Annotated in this window: 20 protein-coding genes; 11 read left to right on the top strand and 9 right to left on the bottom strand. The window is 70.5% G+C overall.

Going from position 1 to position 18,408, the window contains the following annotated elements; genetic code table 11:
* Nucleotides 1–2: 2 nt before the first annotated feature.
* Complete coding sequence (locus tag QF037_RS42060) at nt 3–911, bottom strand: LysR family transcriptional regulator (RefSeq protein ID WP_307034609.1); 909 nt, start codon at nt 909–911, stop codon at nt 3–5.
* A 144-nt stretch (nt 912–1,055) separates the two neighbouring features.
* On the opposite strand from QF037_RS42060, the gene QF037_RS51140 reads away from it, so the two are divergent.
* The 6 genes from QF037_RS51140 (at nt 1,056) to QF037_RS42085 (ending at nt 6,581) form a co-directional block, all read left to right on the top strand.
* Entirely contained in the window at nt 1,056–1,133 is a 78-nt protein-coding gene (locus QF037_RS51140) for a putative leader peptide (protein WP_353962852.1), read from the top strand.
* Nucleotides 1,134–1,255: 122 nt separating this feature from the next.
* Complete coding sequence (gene sfnG / locus QF037_RS42065; protein ID WP_307034610.1) at nt 1,256–2,365, top strand: dimethylsulfone monooxygenase SfnG; 1,110 nt, start codon at nt 1,256–1,258, stop codon at nt 2,363–2,365.
* Nucleotides 2,366–2,377: 12 nt separating this feature from the next.
* Nucleotides 2,378–3,595, top strand: a complete 1,218-nt coding sequence (locus QF037_RS42070) for an acyl-CoA dehydrogenase family protein (RefSeq protein WP_307034612.1) — start codon at nt 2,378–2,380, stop codon at nt 3,593–3,595.
* A 58-nt stretch (nt 3,596–3,653) separates the two neighbouring features.
* Nucleotides 3,654–4,208 carry an NADPH-dependent FMN reductase gene (ssuE, locus tag QF037_RS42075; protein WP_307034614.1) on the top strand — a complete coding sequence of 185 codons (555 nt, stop codon included), beginning with the start codon at nt 3,654–3,656 and terminating at the stop codon, nt 4,206–4,208.
* Between the two features lie 5 nt (nt 4,209–4,213).
* On the top strand, nt 4,214–5,398 hold the full coding sequence (locus QF037_RS42080) for an SfnB family sulfur acquisition oxidoreductase (protein ID WP_307034617.1): 1,185 nt from the start codon (nt 4,214–4,216) through the stop codon (nt 5,396–5,398).
* 37 nt (nt 5,399–5,435) lie between these two features.
* Nucleotides 5,436–6,581, top strand: a complete 1,146-nt coding sequence (locus tag QF037_RS42085) for an LLM class flavin-dependent oxidoreductase (protein ID WP_307034619.1) — start codon at nt 5,436–5,438, stop codon at nt 6,579–6,581.
* On the opposite strand, the gene QF037_RS42090 is transcribed toward QF037_RS42085, so the two are convergent.
* Both QF037_RS42090 and QF037_RS42095 read right to left on the bottom strand, forming a co-directional pair.
* Nucleotides 6,578–6,928, bottom strand: coding sequence for a nuclear transport factor 2 family protein (locus QF037_RS42090; protein ID WP_307034621.1), 351 nt, complete (start codon nt 6,926–6,928; stop codon nt 6,578–6,580). The genes QF037_RS42085 and QF037_RS42090 overlap by 4 nt on opposite strands.
* The gene (locus QF037_RS42095) at nt 6,925–7,983 is read right to left on the bottom strand and encodes an acyl-CoA dehydrogenase family protein (protein ID WP_307034624.1); all 1,059 of its coding nucleotides are present in this window, start codon (nt 7,981–7,983) and stop codon (nt 6,925–6,927) included. Before QF037_RS42095 ends, QF037_RS42090 begins: the two co-directional genes overlap by 4 nt.
* A gap of 98 nt (nt 7,984–8,081) precedes the next feature.
* Here QF037_RS42095 and QF037_RS42100 point away from each other — a divergent pair, with 98 nt between their 5' ends.
* Together QF037_RS42100 and QF037_RS42105 are read left to right on the top strand one after the other, a co-directional pair.
* A complete protein-coding gene (locus tag QF037_RS42100) occupies nt 8,082–8,438 on the top strand; it encodes a YciI family protein (RefSeq protein WP_307034626.1) in 357 nt (118 codons plus the stop codon).
* Entirely contained in the window at nt 8,438–9,604 is a 1,167-nt protein-coding gene (locus QF037_RS42105) for an RNA polymerase sigma factor (RefSeq protein WP_307034628.1), read from the top strand. Before QF037_RS42100 ends, QF037_RS42105 begins: the two co-directional genes overlap by 1 nt.
* Here the strand turns inward: QF037_RS42105 and urtE are convergent.
* From urtE to QF037_RS42135, 6 genes are all read right to left on the bottom strand, one after another.
* On the bottom strand, nt 9,594–10,286 hold the full coding sequence (gene urtE, locus QF037_RS42110) for an urea ABC transporter ATP-binding subunit UrtE (protein ID WP_307034631.1): 693 nt from the start codon (nt 10,284–10,286) through the stop codon (nt 9,594–9,596). The two genes, QF037_RS42105 and urtE, sit on opposite strands and share 11 nt — an antisense overlap.
* Nucleotides 10,286–11,047: an urea ABC transporter ATP-binding protein UrtD gene (gene urtD / locus QF037_RS42115; RefSeq protein ID WP_307034633.1), complete on the bottom strand. Its 762-nt coding sequence runs from the start codon at nt 11,045–11,047 to the stop codon at nt 10,286–10,288. The genes urtE and urtD overlap by 1 nt, the downstream gene beginning before the upstream one ends.
* The gene (urtC, locus tag QF037_RS42120; protein WP_307034635.1) at nt 11,044–12,132 is read right to left on the bottom strand and encodes an urea ABC transporter permease subunit UrtC; all 1,089 of its coding nucleotides are present in this window, start codon (nt 12,130–12,132) and stop codon (nt 11,044–11,046) included. Before urtC ends, urtD begins: the two co-directional genes overlap by 4 nt.
* Nucleotides 12,129–13,025 carry an urea ABC transporter permease subunit UrtB gene (urtB, locus tag QF037_RS42125; protein WP_266896753.1) on the bottom strand — a complete coding sequence of 299 codons (897 nt, stop codon included), beginning with the start codon at nt 13,023–13,025 and terminating at the stop codon, nt 12,129–12,131. Before urtB ends, urtC begins: the two co-directional genes overlap by 4 nt.
* 63 nt (nt 13,026–13,088) lie before the next feature.
* Nucleotides 13,089–14,357, bottom strand: a complete 1,269-nt coding sequence (gene urtA / locus QF037_RS42130) for an urea ABC transporter substrate-binding protein (protein ID WP_373463882.1) — start codon at nt 14,355–14,357, stop codon at nt 13,089–13,091.
* A gap of 206 nt (nt 14,358–14,563) precedes the next feature.
* A complete protein-coding gene (locus QF037_RS42135) occupies nt 14,564–15,676 on the bottom strand; it encodes a substrate-binding domain-containing protein (protein ID WP_307034639.1) in 1,113 nt (370 codons plus the stop codon).
* A gap of 78 nt (nt 15,677–15,754) precedes the next feature.
* On the opposite strand from QF037_RS42135, the gene QF037_RS42140 reads away from it, so the two are divergent.
* From QF037_RS42140 to QF037_RS42150, 3 genes are all read left to right on the top strand, one after another.
* Nucleotides 15,755–16,192 (top strand): MarR family winged helix-turn-helix transcriptional regulator, encoded by a 438-nt coding sequence (locus QF037_RS42140; protein WP_307034641.1) that lies wholly within the window; start codon nt 15,755–15,757, stop codon nt 16,190–16,192.
* A gap of 65 nt (nt 16,193–16,257) precedes the next feature.
* The gene (locus tag QF037_RS42145; RefSeq protein WP_307037646.1) at nt 16,258–17,637 is read left to right on the top strand and encodes an aldehyde dehydrogenase family protein; all 1,380 of its coding nucleotides are present in this window, start codon (nt 16,258–16,260) and stop codon (nt 17,635–17,637) included.
* Nucleotides 17,638–17,872: 235 nt separating this feature from the next.
* Complete coding sequence (locus QF037_RS42150) at nt 17,873–18,394, top strand: hypothetical protein (RefSeq protein ID WP_307034643.1); 522 nt, start codon at nt 17,873–17,875, stop codon at nt 18,392–18,394.
* Nucleotides 18,395–18,408: the final 14 nt, after the last annotated feature.

Genomic DNA, 18,408 nt, shown 5'->3' on the forward strand with positions numbered 1-18,408 from the left:
GTTCAGTTCCCTGAGCCGAGCTCCCGGGCCCGCGCCACGAACGCGTCGTGCAGGTCCTGGACCGCGCGCGGTACCGGGTCCGCGCGGCGGCGCTGGAGCATCAGCAGGACCCGGGTCGAGTCGTCGGTGAGCGGGCGGTGGGTGAGCGCGCCGCCGCGCACCAGCGGATCGTCCACGACGCTGAAGTCCGGCAGCACCGTCACACCGAGCCCCTCCGCGACCATCAGCTTGCCCATCTCGGCGCCGTCGGTGGAGTACGAGAACGAGGGCGCCCTGCCGTCCAGCAGCCGATGCACATAGCGGTGCATGACATAGCCCGAGCGCATCGCGATCAGCGGCGTGTCCAGGAGGTCGGTCACCGACAGCGCGGTACGTGAGGCCAGCGGACTGTCCGGGCGCAGGCACACCACGGGGCGGCCGCGCAGCAGCTCCGTGCTCTCCAGCTCGGCGGGCACGTCGTCGCCCTCCAGATGGTTGACCAGGCCGAGATCGAAACCGCCCTCGGACAGCGCCCGGTGGATGTCGGTCTGCTGGGCGCCGACCACCTCGACCTGGGTCACCGGATGGCCGGCGCGGAACTCCCGCACCGCCGGGATCAGCAGCGGCACGGTCGCCGCGTTCACCGTCCCCACCCGCACCATCCGGCTGATGCGGTGCTGCTCACCCGCCGCCGACCGCAGCCGGTCCACCGCGTCCAGCACATTGATGATGTGCGGCAGCAGCTCCCGGCCCTCCGCGCTCATCGTCGCGCCCGAGCGCTTGCGCTCCAGGAGATCCACGCCCAGCTCACGTTCCAGATTCCGCACCGTCTCGCTCAACGCGGGCTGGGAAAGGCGCAGTTCCTCCGCGGCCCGGCGCAGGGAACCGAGCCGGGTCACCGCGGCGATGTATTCGAGCTGTTCGGTCCGCATGGCAGGAAGAATGCGGCGCATTTCCCGGCGCGTTCAAGGGTTTCCCTGTCACACCTTCGTGAAATTCAATGGTCCGCGATACGAGACCGGTCGGGTTTACCTTGACGGCCCGGACCGGCGGCTGTCACGATCGAGAACATGATGATGCGACTGGACCTCACGCGGCGACGCCATGTCGACCTCGCGCGCGTCTCCAGTGCCTCCTGTTGCCCCGCGGCCTGATCACTCCTCCGAGATCCGCCGCGCTTTTCGCTCTTCACGCCTGAATTCAACGCGTCCGCGTTCCCTTTGACGACCTCCTTGAATTCGGCGTGCTCGAAAACATTCCGCAACTGGAGTTCCGCATGCCCGCAGAGCCCGTGAAATTCGCCTACTGGGTGCCCAACGTCAGCGGGGGCCTCGTCACCAGCAAGATCGAGCAGCGCACCGACTGGGGCTACGACTACAACCGCGAACTCGCCGTCCTCGCCGAGAACAACGGCTTCGACTACGCGCTCAGCCAGGTCCGCTACATGGCCAGCTACGGCGCCGAGTACCAGCACGAGTCGACCAGCTTCAGCCTCGCCCTCCTCCTCGCCACCCAGCGTCTGAAGGTCATCGCCGCCGTCCACCCCGGCCTGTGGCACCCCGGCGTGCTGGCCAAGCTCGGTGCCACCGCCGACCACCTGTCCAACGGCCGCTTCGCCGTGAACGTCGTGTCCGGCTGGTTCAAGGGCGAGTTCACCGCCCTCGGCGAGCCCTGGCTGGAGCACGACGAGCGCTACCGCCGCTCCGAGGAGTTCATCCGCGCCCTGCGCCAGATCTGGACCGAGGACCACACCGAACTCGCCGGCGACTTCTATCGGCTGCGCGACTTCTCCCTCAAGCCCAAGCCGCTCAACACCCCCGAGCGCCCGCACCCGGAGATCTTCCAGGGCGGCAACTCCAGCGCCGCACGGCGGATGGCCGGCCGGGTCTCCGACTGGTACTTCTCCAACGGCAAGGACTTCGACGGGGTCGTCGAACAGATCGAGGACGTCCGCAAGTCCGCCGCCGAAGCAGGCCGCACCGCACCGAAGTTCGGCCTCAACGGCTTCCTCATCGCCCGTGACACCGAGGCCGAGGCCCGCGACACCCTCCGGGAGATCGTCGCCAAGGCGGACACCGAGGCCGTCGAGGGCTTCGGCAACGCCGTGAAGCAGGCCGGCCAGTCCACCGCCGACAGGAAGGGCATGTGGCAGGACTCCTCCTTCGAGGACCTCGTCCAGTACAACGACGGGTTCCGCACCGGGCTCATCGGCACCCCCGAGCAGATCGCCGAACGGATCGTCGCCTACAAGAAGCTCGGCGTCGACCTGCTCCTCCTCGGCTTCCTCCACTACCACGAGGAGGTCGAGTACTTCGGCAAGCGCGTCCTGCCGCTGGTGCGCGAACTGGAGGCCCAGCTGCCCGAGTCCGTCCCCGCCCAGGTCTGAGGAGTCACCGACATGAGCACCGTCACGAACACCGACTGGCACAACCGTCCCGCGCCCGAGAGCGCCCAGGACTGGATCGCCCGCGCGGCCGACGTCGCCGCCGTCCTCGCCACCGACGCCGCCGCACGCGACCGTGCCGGCGCCACCCCCCACGCCGAGGTCCAGCTCCTCAAGGACTCCGGCCTCGTCACCCTGCTCGGCCCCACGGAGCACGGCGGCGCAGGCCAGGACTGGCCGACCGCGTACCGCGTCGTCCGCGAGGTCGCCAAGGCCGACGGCTCCATCGGCCAGCTCCTCGGCTACCACTACCTGTGGAACTGGGCCGCCCGCTTGGTCGGCACCCGCGAACAGTGGGAGCACGTGGAGGCCGAGGCCGCACGCAACCGCTGGTTCTTCGGCGGCGCCGTCAACCCGCGCGACAAGGACGTGACCGTCACCGAGGACGGCGACGACCTCGTCTTCACCGGCCGCAAGACCTTCTCCACCGGCAGCAAGGTCTCCGACGTCACCGTCCTGGAAGGCGTACTCGAAGGCACCGACGATCACGTCTTCGCCATCGTGCCCTCCGACTCGCCGGGCCTGACCTTCCACGAGGACTGGGACAACATCGGCCAGCGGCTCACCGAGAGCGGCGGCGTCACCCTCGACAGTGTGCGCACACCGTGGTCGTCGGCGGCCGGATACGTCGACAAGGTGTTCCAGCCGCGCGTCTACAACACCCTGAACGTCCCCACCATCCAGCTGGTCTTCGTCAACTTCTACCTGGGCATCGCGGGCGGCGCCCTGGAGACGGCCGCCGCCTACACCCGGGAGAAGTCCCGCTCCTGGCTGCACGGCGGCCACGAGCGCGCGGTCGACGAGCCGTATGTCATCGACATCTACGGCGACCTCACAGCGAAGCTCTGGGCGGTCGAGGCGCTCGCCGACACCGTGGCCGCCGAGGGGCAGAAGCTGCACGACGACCCCGACGCGGTCACCGAGCAGACCCGCGGCGACTTCGAGGTGCGGGTCGCGGCCGTGAAGGCGCGCGCCACCGACGTCGCCCTGGAGATCTCGAACCGGATCTTCGAGGTCACCGGAGCCCGCTCCACGGCCACCGCCGAGGGCCTCGACCGGTTCTGGCGCAACGTCCGCACCCACACCCTGCACGATCCGGTCGCCTACAAGCGGCGCGAGGTCGGCCGCTGGGTCCTCGAGGGCGAACTGCCCGAACCCACCTGGTACTCCTGACCGCTTCCCCGAGGGCGCCCGCCGTGTGCGGGCGCCCCGCTTCCCGAAAGAGGACCGCATGGCCACCGTCCTGTCCGTCTCAGGCAGCCCCTCCGCCTCGTCCCGCACCAACCGGCTGCTGCGCCACCTCGACCAGCGGTTGGCCGCCCAGGGCCACCAGGTGATCCCGCTCGACGTCCGCACCATCCCCGCCGAGGCCCTCCTCGGCGCCGACTTCCAGCACCCCGCGATCGTCGAGGCCACCGAGCTCTTCGCCCGCGCCGACGGGGTCGTCGTCGCCACCCCCGTCTACAAGGCGTCCTACTCCGGAGTCCTCAAGGCCCTGCTGGACCTGCTCCCGCAGTACGCGCTCACCGGCAAGACCGTGCTCCCGCTCGCCACGGGCGGCACCACCGCCCACGTCCTCGCCATCGACTACGCGCTGCGCCCGGTCCTCAACTCCATGGGCGCCGCCCACATCGTCCAGGGCTGGTTCACCCTCGACAAGGACATCACCGTGCACGAGGACGGCACCCTCAGCGTCGTCGCGACCAGCACCGAGGCCCTGACCCAGGTCGTCGACCAGTTCTCGGCGGCCCTGGGCCGCACCCCGGTCCTGGCCGCGGCGAGCTGACCCGGATGACCGCCCATGTGATCGCCGACGACGCGGAGGCCCTCGCCGTCGCGGCCGCCCTGGCCGAGGAGTTCCGCGCGGGAGCCTCCGCACGGGACACCGAACGCAGGCTGCCGCGCGCCGAGTTGGACCGGCTCTCCGCGTCCGGCCTGCTGGCCGTCACCGTCCCCGCGGAGCACGGGGGAGCGGACGTCGGCCCGCGGACCCTCGCCGAGATCTTCCGGCTGCTGGCCTCGGCCGACGGCAGCCTCGCGCAGATCCCGCAGAGCCACTTCGCCTATGTCAACGTGATCCGTCGTCAGGGCACCGAGGAGCAACGGAAGTTCTTCTTCGCCGAACTGGTCTCCGGCCGCCGCCTCGGCAACGCCCAGTCGGAAGCGGGCACCCGCCACGTCCAGGACATCCGCACCCGCCTCGCACCGCGACGCGACGGTTCCTACGTCCTCGACGGCGTCAAGCACTACTCCACCGGCGCCCTCTTCGCGGACTGGATCCCCGTGCTCGCCCGCGCCGAGGACGACAAGCTCCACGTCGCGTACGTGCCCCGGGACGCGCCGGGCCTGACCGTGATCGACGACTGGGACGGCCTCGGCCAGCGCACCACCGCCAGCGGCACGGTCCGCCTCGAAGGCGTCGAGGTCCCGGCCGACCGGGTCCTGCCCCATCACCTCACCTTCGAGGGCCCTCAACTCCACGGTGCTGTCGCCCAGTTGCTGCACGCCGCCATCGACACCGGGATCGCCGGGGGAGCGCTGGCGGAGGCGGCGGAGTTCGTACGGACGAAGAGCAGGCCGTGGTTCGAGAGCGGCCTCGAAACGGCTGCCGAGGACCCGCTGCTGATCCAGCGGTTCGGTGAACTCGCCCTCCAGGTAAGGGCGGCGGACGCGCTGCTGCGGGAAGCCGCGCGTGCCGTCGGAGCGGCGCAGGCCGACCTGACCGACGACTCGGCGGCCGAGGCGTCGATCGCCGTGGCCGCCGCCAAGGTGCGGGCCGCCGAGGCGGCTGTCGAGGTGGCGAGCGCGCTCTTCGAGGTCTCAGGCACTCGCTCGGCCCTCAACTCCCTGAACCTGCACCGTCATTGGCGTGACGCCCGCACGCACACCCTGCACGACCCGACCCGCTGGAAGATCCAGCACATCGGCCGGTATGTGCTCAACGGCACCAGGCCGCCCCGCCACGGTCTGCTCTGACCCCGAAGATCCCGAAGCCCTGATCGGAGACCCCCACGTGTCCCTCACCTTCCACTGGTTCCTGCCCACCAACGGGGACAGCCGTCATGTCGTCGGCGGCGGCCACGGCACCCCGGCCACCGTCTCCGGGCGCGACCGGCCGCCGACGGTGGCCTATCTGAGCCAGATCGCCCGCGCCGCCGAGGACCTCGGTTTCGTCGGCGCGCTCACGCCGACCGGCGCCTGGTGCGAGGACGCGTGGCTGACCACCGCCATGGTCAGTCAGCACACCGAGCGGCTGAAGTTCCTGGTCGCCTTCCGCCCCGGATTCGTCTCACCGACCCTCGCCGCACAGATGGCCTCCACCTTCCAGCGGCAGAGCGGCGGACGGCTCCTGCTCAACGTCGTCACCGGCGGCGAGAGCCATGAGCAGCGGGCCTACGGCGACTTCCTCGACAAGGACGACCGCTACCGCCGTACCGGCGAATTCCTCGAAGTCGTACGCGGGTTGTGGGAGGGCAAGACGGTCGACCTGAAGGGCGAACACCTCCAGGTCGAGGACGCCAAGCTCGCCCGGGTGCCCGACCCCGTCCCCGAGGTGTACTTCGGCGGCTCCTCGCCGATCGCCGGCGAGATCGCCGCACAGCACGTCGACGTGTACCTGACCTGGGGCGAGCCCCCGGCCGCGGTCGCCGAGAAAATCGCCTGGATCCGGGGGCTCGCCGCGAAGCACGGCCGCACCCTGCGCTTCGGCATCCGGCTGCACGTCATCACCCGTGACACCTCCGAGCAGGCGTGGGCCGAGGCGAACCGGCTCCTTGCGGGCTTCGACCCGGACACCGTGAAGTCGGTCCAGGCCGGACTCGCCCGCAGCGAGTCCGAGGGACAGCAGCGGATGCTCGCCCTGCACAGCGGAGGCAACGGCGACGGACTGGAGATCCACCCCAATCTCTGGGCCGGGATCGGCCTGGTCCGCGGCGGCGCGGGCACAGCCCTGGTCGGCAGCCACGACGAGGTCGCCGAGCGGATCAAGGAGTACCACGCCCTCGGCATCGACGAGTTCGTCCTCTCCGGCTATCCGCACCTGGAGGAGGCGTACTGGTTCGGTGAGGGCGTCCTGCCGCGGCTCGCCGCCCAGGGGCTGTGGCGGCACCCGTTCGAGAAGGCGGCCGCTCCCTCGGCGCAGGTGCCGTTCGCGAGCTAGCGGCTGCCGCCGACCTCGCCGCCGAAGAAGACCTGCACCTCCCGAACGAGTCCGTCCCGGACGGTGATCGCCTCGACATTGCGGTACCGGCCGCCGGTCGTGAGCTCGTACTCGTAGTGGACGAATACGAGTTCCGCGTCGGCGGGGACGACGTGCAGCAGCCGCTGCTCGGCGAACCGGTCCGCGGTCGGGAAGCACCGCTCGAAGAAGGCCGCCTTGTCGATGTGGTCGTCCCGCGGGCTGGTGAAGGTGAAGTCTTCCGCGTAGAGCGCGAAGGCGGCCTCGCGGTCCTGTGACCGGTAGTGGCGGAACGCCGCTTCGACGATGGCGGTCGGGCTGTTGTTCATTCGGCCTCCCGGATCTGGGTGAGTGCGTCGAGGTGCGCCCCGCGCACCGGCGACGTCTGCCCCTGCACCAGCAGGAACAGCCCCTCCCGAGCCAGCCGCTGGGCGGGATGGCGTACGTCCATGGTGCGGCCGCCCCCGGCCACGATCGCGGCGGTCGTGGCAGCGCGCATCAGGTCGTACGAGCGGGTCTTGAGTGCCAGGCGTTCCTCGACGTGCTCGTGCGCGACGGGGTGATCGGCCAGCTCGTACGCCCGCCGCCGTACCTCGTCGACCTGCCCGCGCAGCTCACGGGCAGTCTCCGCCTCCCCGGCGTCCTCCAGCACACGCAGCGCGGCATACGCCACCCCGAAGACCGCCGGGGACGTGTTGGTGCTCCGGGGCAGGTCGACGAGGGCGAACTTCTCCCGCGGAGTGCGCAGCACCACGCTCTCCTCGGGCAGCCACAGGCCGTCCAGCTCCAGGGAGACCGTACGGGCGGCCGTGAGCGCCGCCAGCCGCATCGGCTCCGAGGCACGCAGGCCCGGCTGATCGCGGGCGTCGGCGAAGGCGAACACGATCTCGTCGGAGTCGGTCACGCCCGCGAGCAGCATCACGTCGTTCAGCCCCCAGCCCGTGTACCAGGGCACGGTTCCGTCGAACCGCCAGCCGTCCCGCTCCGCCCTCGCCCGCACGGGGACCCGGGGGAACGCGCGGACATGGGCGTACGCGATCCCGGCCAGCAGCTCGCCGGACGCCAGCGGGCGCAACAGCCGCTCCCGGAGCGGGCGTTCGGACTTCGCGAGCATCCGCACCGGAGTGTGGTGCTGGGTCTGCACGAACCAGGTCGAGCAGCACGCCCCGGCCAGGATCTCCTGGATCTCCCGCGCCACCGAGTCGGGGGCGCCCGCCCCGCCGTACTCCCGCGGCGCGCTCACCCCGAGCAGCCCTGACTGTCTGATCTCCGCGACATGACTCACGGGCACCTCCGCCAGGTCGACCCGCGCCGCCTGCGGGGCGAGGAGGCGGTCGGCGAGCTCCTGGGTGCGGACGACGAGCGGGTGCGGTGCCATGGTCATGGAAAAGATTCTCCCGATGTCGTCGTGCGCGGTGTCGATCCGGGGGTGAGCCGTTCGTGTAGGAGCTGAGAGAACGACACGCCACCAAGGAGGACGTCATGCAGTACTACCTGCTCAGCGTGATCACCCCGACCGACGGAACGCCGCCCGGACCCGAGGCCATGGCGGAGATCGTCCGCAACCTCGACACCTTCCACGCGGAACTGCGCGAGGCCGGCGCCTGGGTCTTCGCCGGGGGACTGCACGGCCCCGACACGGCCACCGTCCTGCGTCCCGGGGACGGAGACGTCCTGATCACCGACGGACCGTACGCCGAGGGCAAGGAGTACCTGGGCGGCATCTGCCTCATCAAGGCCCCCGACCTGGACGCGGCCCTGGAATGGGGCAAGAAGGCGACCCGGGCCACCACCCTGGCCATCGAGGTGCGCCCGTTCATGCACCAGGCCGAGGACTGATGCCGGCGCCCGTCGACGTCGAGGCCGTCTTCCGAACCGAGTACGGCCGGGCCGTCGCCGTCCTCGTCCGCTTCCTCGGCGACATCGACCTCGCCGAGGAAGCGGTCCAGGACGCCTTCACCACGGCCGTCGGGCGCTGGCCGGAGACCGGAGTGCCGCCGAGCCCGGCCGGCTGGATCATCACCACCGCCCGCAACCGCGCGATCGACCGGCTGCGCCGCGAGGCCAAACGGGACGGCCGACACGCCGAGGCCGCCCTCCTGCACACCCCTGACGCGCCGCCCGAGGAGGGCCCCGTGCGCGACGAACGCCTCCGTCTGATCTTCACCTGCTGCCATCCCGCCCTCGCGCCGCAGGCCCGGGTCGCCCTGACCCTGCGCCTGCTCGGCGGGCTCACCACACCCCAGATCGCCCGCGCCTTCCTCGTCCCCGAGCCGACCATGGCGCAGCGCCTGGTCCGCGCCAAGGCGAAGATCCGCGACGCCCGGATCCCCTACCGCGTGCCCCGCGACGCCGACCTCCCGGACCGGCTGCGCGGGGTCCTCGCCGTCGTCTACCTGATCTTCAACGAGGGCTCGGCCGACCTGTGCGCCGAGGCGATCCGCCTCGGCCGGCTGCTGACCGACCTGATGCCGGACGAGCCCGAGGCCACGGGCCTGCTCGCCCTGATGCTCCTCGTCGAGTCCCGCCGGGCGGCGCGGCAGGACGGCGAGGGCGTGCTCGTGCCGCTGCCCGAGCAGGACCGCGGGCGCTGGGACCACGACCTCGTCACCGAGGGGCAGGACCTCGTACGTCGGTGTCTGCGTCGCAACCAGCCCGGCCAGTACCAGATCCAGGCCGCCATCCAGGCCGTCCACAGCGACGGGCCGCCGACGGACTGGACGCAGGTCCTCCAGCTGTACGACCAGCTGACGGCCCTGGCCCCCGGCCCGGTCGTGGCCCTGAACCGGGCGGTCGCCGTGGCCGAGGTCGAGGGACCGCGCCCGGCCCTCGACCTCGTGGACACCCTCGACCTCGACGGCTACCACGTCTTCCACGCGGTCCGCGCCGACCTGCTGCGGCGCCTGGGCCGGGACGCGGAGGCGGCGCGGGCCTACGAGGCCGCCGTCGCCCGGGCCGAGAACCCGGCGGAACGCGCCTGGCTCGAACGCCGCCTCACACGCTGAGCGCCTCCCGCACCGCGAGCTCCGACTCCTTGCCGCCCTCGCCGAAGGACGTGACCCGCCCGGCCTCCAGGACGTAGTACTTCTGCGCCGCCCGCATCGCGAAACCGACGTGCTGCTCGACCATCAGCACCGACAGCCCGCCCCGGGCGGCCAGCGCGAGGATCGTCTCCTCGATCTCGGCCACCACCGACGGCTGGATGCCCTCGGTCGGCTCGTCCAGCAGGAGGATCCGGGGCTCCGTCACCAGGGCGCGGGCGATGGCGAGTTGCTGCCGCTGACCGCCGGAGAGCAGTCCCGCCCGTCGGCCCGAGAGGGTCCGCAGCGCGGGGAACAGGTCCAGCGCCTCGGCGATCGCCTCCTTGCCGCGTCGGCGGCCGTCCGCGACGAGCTGGAGGTTCTCCGCGGTGGTCAGGTGCGGGAACGACTGCTGCCCCTGCGGGACGTACGCCATCCCGCGCGCGACCCGCTCGTGCGGCTTGCGACGGGTGATGTCCTCACCGTCGAGACGGATCGTCCCGCTGCTCGGGGTGAGCAGACCGACGGCGGCACGCAGCAGCGTGCTCTTGCCGGCGCCGTTGTGCCCGAGCACCGCGGCCACGCCGTCCTTCGGTACCTCGACCGACACCCCGTGCAGGACCGTGCTGCGGTGGTAGCCGACGCGGACGTCCTCGATCTGCAGCATCACGCCTCCTGTACGACGGCAGGGGCGTTCTCGGTCACCGCGTGCCCGAGGTACACCTCCTGCACCTTCGGGTCCGCCTGCACCTGGGCCACCGTGCCCTCGCTGAGCACCTTGCCGGCGTGCAGCACGCTGACGCTGCGCGCGAAGGAGCGCATGAAGTCCATGTCGTGCTCGATGACGACGACGGTGCGCTCCTCGCTGATGCGCTGCAACAGCTCCCCGGTCGCCTGCCGTTCGTCGTGACTCATACCGGCCACCGGCTCGTCGAGGAGCAGCAGCTTCACGTCCTGCACGAGCAGCATGCCGATCTCCAGCCACTGCTTCTGGCCGTGGGCGAGGATTCCGGCGGGGGAGTCGGCGAGGTCCGTGAGCCCGACGGTCGCCAGCGCCCTCGCGACGGGCCCCGGGATGTCCTTGCGGCGCCGCAGCATGGTCCACATGCTCCGGCCGGCGCCCGCCGCGATGTCCAGGTTCTGAAGGACCGTCAACTCCTCGAAGACGGTGGCCGTCTGGAAGGTCCGCCCGATCCCGGACCGCGCGATCCGGTGCACGGCACGCCCCAGCAGCTCCTGGCCGTCGAACCGCACCGAGCCCTCCGCCCTCACCAGACCGGTGACCGCGTCGACGAGTGTCGTCTTGCCCGCGCCGTTGGGCCCGATGAGGAAGCGCAGATCACCCGGGCTGACGTCGAGATCGACCCCGTCGACGGCGGTGAACCCGTCGAAGGACACCCGCAGTCCGCGTATCTTCAGCTCGCTCATGCTGCCTCTCCCACGGGAATGACGGTCGGCTTCTTCTCGGTGGTCGCCTTGCGTCGCCGTACGAGGACCGCCAGGGAGGCGAGTCCGCCCGGCAGGAAGGCCAGCGCCACGATGAACAACAACCCCTGGAAGTACGTCCAGGCCGCCGGGAACTCCTCCGACAGCGCGGTCTTGGCCCACGCGACCGCGACCGCGCCCAGGACCGCGCCCACCAGGCTCGCCCGGCCGCCCACCGCCGCGCCGATCACGAACTCGATGGACGGCACGATGCCGATCAGCGCCGGCGAGATGATGCCGACCGCCGGCACGAACAGCGCCCCCGCGAGGCCCGCCATACCGGCGGCGACGACGTACGCGACGAGCTTGACGTTCGCCGGGTCGTACCCCAGGAAGCGCACCCGCTCCTCGGAGTCCCTTACGGCGACGAGGAGTTCGCCGTACCGGCTGTTGATCAGCTGGCGGGCGATCACGATCAGGAGCAGCAGGGCCGCGGCGATGACGAAGTACACCATCCGCTGGTTGACCGGGTCGTCGAGGCTGTAGCCGAAGAAGCCCTGGATGTCGGTGAGCCCGTTGGTGCCGCCGGTGGTGGCCTGCTGGCCGATCAGCCAGATGGCCAGCGCCGCGGCGAGAGCCTGGCTGAGGATCGCGAAGTAGGCGCCCTTGACCCGGCGCCGGAAGATGAACAGACCGAGCAGCGCGGCGACGGCCATCGGGAGCAGTACGGTCGCCGCGAGGGCGAACAGCGGGTTCTCGAACGGCTTCCACCACCAGGGGAGTTCGGTGGCCGTGCCGTACAGCTGCATGAAGTCGGGCAGGTTGCCCGGCCCGGCATCGGCGATCTTGAGATGCATCGCCATGGCGTAGCCGCCGAGCCCGAAGAACACCCCCTGTCCGAGCGTCAGCAGCCCGCCGCGGCCCCAGGCCAGACAGACGCCGACGGCGACCATGGCCGTGCACAGGTACTTGGCGAGCAGCCCGAGCCGGAAGTCGGACAGCGCGAGCGGAGCGACGGCGAAGAGGAGGACGGAGGCCCCGCCGAAACCCGCCCACACCCGTGCCGAGCGGCCTGTCAGGAGGTTCATACGAGACTCCTCGTACGCAGCGTGTACAGCCCCTGGGGCCGCCACTGGAGGAACGCGACGATGGCGACGAGCACCAGCACCTTGGCGACGCTGACGGTCGTGGAGTACTCCAGGACCGACTGGAGCACGCCCAGCACGAAGGCGACGATGACCGTGCCCTTGAGCTGTCCGATGCCGCCGACCACGATCACCAGGAAGGCGTCGATGATGACGTTGGTGCCCATCGTGGGCCCGATCGGACCGACCAGCGTGAGCGCGACCCCGGCGACGCCCGCGAGTCCGGAGCCGATGAAGAAGGCCGTACGGTCCACGGTCGAGGTCGAGATGCCGGACACCTCGGCCAGATCCCGGTTCTGCACCACGGCCCTGATCCGGCGTCCCAGCGAGGTCAGCCGCAGCGTCAGCGACAGCGCGACCACGGCCGCCACCGCCAGTCCCAGAATGAACAGGCGGCTGTTGGCGAAGGTGAGCGGGTCGTCCCCGCCGATGACGGTGATGTTCCCGGTGAGGACGTCCGGTGCGCGGGTCTGGACATTGGGCGCGCCGAAAATGTCCCGGGCGAGCTGCTGGAGCATCAGCGAGACGCCCCAGGTGACGAGAAGAGTGTCAAGTGGTCGCAGATACAAGCGCCGTATCAACAGCCATTCCAGCAACGCGCCCAGCGCGCCCGAGACGAGAAATGCGACGGGAAGTGCGACCAGCAGTGAAATTCCCGCGCTGGAAATGGACTTCTGCAGGACGTATGTCGTGTAGGCGCCCGCCATGATGAACTCGCCGTGGGCCATGTTGATGACGTTCATCTGGCCGAAGGTGAGCGAGAGGCCGAGCGCGATGAGCAGCAGGACGGCACCGATGCTGATGCCGGTGAAGGTCTGACCGAGGATCACGGTCATACGGCGGCTCCGGAGAGGCGTGAGACGGCGGCCCCGCGGGCGGGGCCGCCGTGTGACGGTCGGTCAGGACAGGCCGGAGGCCCAGGAGTAGCCCTTGAGGAACGGGTCCGGCTTGATGGGCTTGCCGGAGTTCCAGACCTCCTTGATCTGGCCGTCGGTGCCGATCTCGCCGATCCGGGCGGTCTTGTAGACGTGCTGCGAGGCGCCGTCGACGGTGACCTTGCCCTCGGGGGCGTCGAAGGTGATGCCGTCGGAGGCGGCCTTCACCTTCTCCGGGTCGAAGGACTTCGCCTTCTCGACCATCGCCTTCCACAGGTAGACCGAGGTGTACGCGGCCTCCATCGGGTCACTGGTCGGCTTGTCCTGGCCGTACTTGGCCTTGTACGCCTTCACGAACTTCGCGTTCGCCGCGCCCGGGGTGGTCTGGTAGTAGTTCCAGGCCGTCAACTGGCCCGCCAGATACTGCGTCCCGATCGACTTGACCTCCTCCTCGGCGATCGACACCGAGACGACCGGCATGGTCTTGGAGGTGAGCCCCGCGGACTTGTACTCCTTGAAGAAGGCCACGTTGGAGTCGCCGTTGAGGGTGTTGAAGACGGCGTCCGCCTTCGACGCCTTCACCTTGTTGGCGATCGTGGAGAACTCCGTGGAGCCCAGCGGCGCGTAGTCCTCGCCGGCGATCGTCATGCCGTTGGCCTTGGCGTACGCCTTGATCTCCTTGTTGGCGGTACGCGGGAAGACGTAGTCGCTGCCGACCAGGTAGATCTTCTTCAGACCCTTGCTCTTGAGGTAGTCGAGGCCCGGGACGATCTGCTGGTTGGTGGTCGCGCCCGTGTAGAAGATGTACGGGGACTCCTCGAGGCCCTCGTACTGCACCGGGTAGAACAGCAGCGACTTGTTCTTCTCGAAGACCGGCTTGACGGCCTTGCGACTGGCGGAGGTCCAGCAGCCGAAGGTGGCCGCGACCCCGTCCTCCCTGATGAGTTTCTGCGCCTTCTCGGCGAATGTCGGCCAGTCGGAGGCGCCGTCCTCGCTGATGGGCTTGATCTGCTTGCCGAGCACGCCGCCGGAGGCGTTGATCTCGTCGATCGCCAGCTTCAGCGAGTCGCGTACGGTCACCTCGCTGATCGCCATGGTGCCGGAGAGCGAGTTGAGCAGACCGACCTTGACCGTGTCACCGCTGACGTCGATCTTCGCGGCCTTGTCGGACGACGTGCCGGCCGCGTCGGTCTTCGCGCCGCACGCGGAGAGGGCCACCACCGCGGTGAGCGCGGCGCCGCCGGCCAGGAAACGTCGGCGGAGAATACGGGAACTGCTGGAACCGCTGGACAAACCAACCCCCTCGGGTGACTGCCTGCTGAAGTGCGGTCCACAGACTCAAGTCCAGCTGTTTCCGGGGTGTTTCGCTCGACTTTCCCGGAGGCAACAAAAAACGCCCCTTGCGGCATGTGATCTGCATTCAGAAACAGAAATCACAATTCGCCCGAGGCATTCTAATTACTTTCTGTGGGAAGTATCTTGGTGGTGCCGGGTTCCTGTCAAGAGTGGGAACCGTGCAGATCGAGTTCCGTGAGGACGTCGAAGTCCAGCCCGTCGGCGCGAGCCAGGTAGATCCGCTGGCGCACATGCCGGCCCCGCAGATGCATGAGCCCGCGCGGCCCTTCGTAGGACACCGTCCCGGCCGCCGCCCCGATCGCCGTGACGTCCAGCGTCCCGGCTCGCCTGAGCAGCGCGGCGAGCAGCAGCACGCCCTCGTAGCAGGATTCGCCGAGACTGCCCAGCGCGGGTGCCTCGACGCCGTAGCGTCCGGCGTACTGCCCATGGAAGTCGAGGGTGTCCTGGTTGGCGAGCGAGGCGAAGAAGCCGGCGGTGCTGTAGAGGTCCTCGGTGGCCGAAGGGCCGCTCGCCATCAGCATGTTCTCGTCCATGAGAGTGCTGAGCCGCAGACAGCGCGCGGGCAGCCCGTAGGCGGCGAACGCCCGGTTGAAGCGCACCGCGTCGCTGCCCACCAGCAGCATCAGCACGGCGTCCGCCTCCGACCGCTCGATGCGCCGCAGCACCGGCTCGAAGTCATGGGTGCCCAGCGGAAGATAGACCTCCCCGTCCACGGCTCCACCGGACTCGCGCGCGTACCCGTGCGCGGCCCGTGCCGTACGCCGGGGCCACACATAGTCGTTGCCGACGACGAACCACCGGCGCGCCCCCCGCTCGTGCGCCAGCAGCCCCATCGCGGGCCGGAGTTGGTCGCGCGGCGTCTCGCTCGTCAGGAACACCCCGGCGGTGTGCTCGCCGCCCTCGTACAGGGCGGTGTAGACGTAGGGCACCCGATGGGCGATCCTCGGCGCCAGCGCCTGCCGCACCGAGGAGATGTGCCAGCCCGTGACGCCTTGCACGACCCCCAGGTCCACCAGCGCCTCGACATGGTCGGCGATCTCCCGCGGTGAACCACCGCCGTCCACGGGCAGCAGCCGCAGCTCCCGCCCCAGGACCCCGCCCGCCCGGTTGACCTCCTCGGCCGCCAGTTGCGCGCACAGCTCGCAGGTCGGCCCGAAGATCCCCGCCGGCCCCTGCATCGGGACCACGAGGGCCACGCCGAGCACGGAGGCGTCGGCCGTGAACCACTCGGGTGCGGGGGGATCGTGGCGGAACATGGCGTCATGATTTCGGGTCCGCCCGGTGAACTCCAGCCTGTCTCATACGATGTACGCACCCCGTGACCTAGGAGCGCGATGCCCACCTCATCCCCGCGTCAGCCCCGCGACCTGGTGCAGCTCCTGACGCGGGCCGAGCGACTGGCGGCGCGCCGCCTCCAGACGGTCCTGGACGAGGAGGGCTGCTCGCTCGACGCCTGGCGGGTGCTCGGGCTGCTCTGCGACGGGCAGGGGCATCACATGACGGCGATAGCCGAGGCCGCGTTCCTGCCGCCGCCGACGCTGACCAAGCTCGTCGACCAGCTCGTCGACCAGAACCTGGTCCACCGCCGCGTCGACCCGCTGGACCGGCGCCGCATCCTGGCCCACCTCACCCCGCGCGGCGAGGAGTACTGGCGGCGCGTCGACCGCGCGGTCCGCGCCGACTGGCCCGCCCTCGGGGACAGCGAGGAGGAGCTCCTGCGCGCCCTGCTCGACCGTCTGGCGGGCGCGCTGGACAGCTCCACCCGAGTGTGATTGCGGCGTAGCGGAAAGTTACTTACGTGGTCAGGGAATGTATCTGGGTGGAGAAAAGGTTGGCAATTACATCCAACCGTTCGAGGCCGTGCCCAGCGGCCGCGCAGCATCAGCGAGGCATCGTGAACCAGCCCACCCCCGAGCAGCCCGCCGACATCGTGGCCCGGCTGCGCGCCACCTTCCGCACCGGCCGCACCAAGCCCGTCGAATGGCGCACCACGCAGCTGCGCCGACTGCGCGAGATGCTCACCGAGCACGGCACCGACCTGGCCGCCGCCCTCCACGCCGACCTGGGCAAGAGCTCCACCGAGGCCTACCGCACCGAGATCGACTTCGTGATCCGCGAGATCGACCACACCCTCGACCACCTCGAGGACTGGCTGCGCGTCGAGTCCGCCCCGGTCCCCGCGCACCTCGGCGCCGACGCCACCGCCTGGACGCAGTACGACCCGCTCGGCGTCGTCCTCGTCATCGCCCCCTGGAACTACCCGGCCCAGCTCCTGCTCGCCCCCGTGGTCGGCGCCCTGGCGTCCGGCAACGCGGTTGTCGTCAAGCCGAGCGAGATGGCCCCGGCCACCTCCGCCGTACTGGCCCGGCTCCTGCCGGCGTTCCTCGACACCGAGGCCTTCGCCGTCGTCGAGGGCGGCATCCCGGAGACCACGGCCCTGCTGGCCGAGCGCTTCGACCACATCTTCTACACCGGCAACGGCACCGTCGGCCGTATCGTCATGCGCGCCGCCGCCGAGCACCTCACCCCGGTCACCCTCGAACTCGGCGGCAAGTCCCCGGCGTTCGTCGACCGGGACGCCGACCTCCCCGTCGTCGCCGACCGACTGGCCCGCGGAAAGTTCCTCAACGCGGGGCAGACCTGCGTCGCCCCCGACTACGTCCTCACCGACCCGGAGACCGCCGCCGCCCTGGAACCCCTGTTCCGCAAGGCGGTCGAGGCCGTCTACGGCAGTGACGCCTCGGCCTCCGGCGAGTTCGGCCGGATCGTCAACGAACGGCACTTCGACCGGCTGAGCGGACTGCTCGACTCGGGCCGTGTCGTCGTGGGCGGTGCGAGCGACCGTGCCACGAAGTACATCGCGCCCACCGTCCTCGCCGACGTCGACCCCGCCTCGCCCGTCATGCAGGAGGAGATCTTCGGCCCGATCCTCCCGATCGTCACCGTGCCGGACCTCGACGCGGCGATCGACTTCATCAACGACCGCGACAAGCCCCTCGCCCTGTACGTCTTCACCGCGTCGCAGGACACCCGGGACCGCCTCGCCGCCGAGACGTCCTCCGGCGGCCTCGGCTACGGCCTCCCGCTGGCCCACCTCACCGTCTCCGACCTGCCGTTCGGCGGTGTGGGAGCGAGCGGCATGGGCAACTACCACGGGCGGTACTCCATCGAGACGTTCAGCCACCGCAAGGCGGTGCTGGACAAGCCGCTGGGCTGAGGCGCGTTGTGCTGAACCAGGGCCATGCGTAAGCGTGTTGCAGGAGTGGGCGTCGGTTCGGTGGCCCTGGGCCGATTCGCCTGGGCCGTCGTCGACGTACCCTCGTGGACCCTCGCGGCTCAGGGGAGCGCCGCTCGGGCACGCGCGGGGGAGGGGGTCGGAACCGCCTCCCGAGCCGTGCGCTGACGTACCGTCGAACCATGACGCACCCCATACGATCCCGCCCGGCGGCCCCATGAGCGGCTGGTGGTCCTACCTGGAGGAACGGACCCGGCAGGAGGTCGACGCGGACGTGCTGCGCGACCGCCGGATCGCGGCGGTGAAGTCCGTGTGGGAAGCCTTGCGGCCCCTGGGGCTGGGGCTGCACGACGCCGAGCGGGTGGTCCGAACGCGGTACGAGGCGCTCGGCGACCGGGTGCGGATCCGGCCGCCCGATCCGCTCGACGTCCCGTCTCTCGCGGCCCGTGCGGCGGCTCTGCCCGGTCGTGTCGCCGCCGTCGAGGCTGTGTGGGACGGCGACACCGTCCACGACTGGTTCGTGGAGTTGCTCGCGGTCCTGGACGACCCGGCCGGGGAAGGGCACCTGGCGACCTTGCACCACCGCCGTGGCGGGGCCCCGCCGAACGCGGTCGCCGCCGAGGCCGGCCGAGCCCTGGCCGACCACCTCGGGGTGCCGTTCCACTTCGGCTCCCCGGACGTCCCCGATGACGAGGCCCCCCGTTGGCGGACCGCCCGGGGCCGTGGCGACCGGCCCTGAACGCAAGAGATTCC

The sequence above is a fragment of the Streptomyces canus genome (genome assembly GCF_030815415.1).
Taxonomy (GTDB): Bacteria; Actinomycetota; Actinomycetes; order Streptomycetales; family Streptomycetaceae; genus Streptomyces; species Streptomyces canus_F.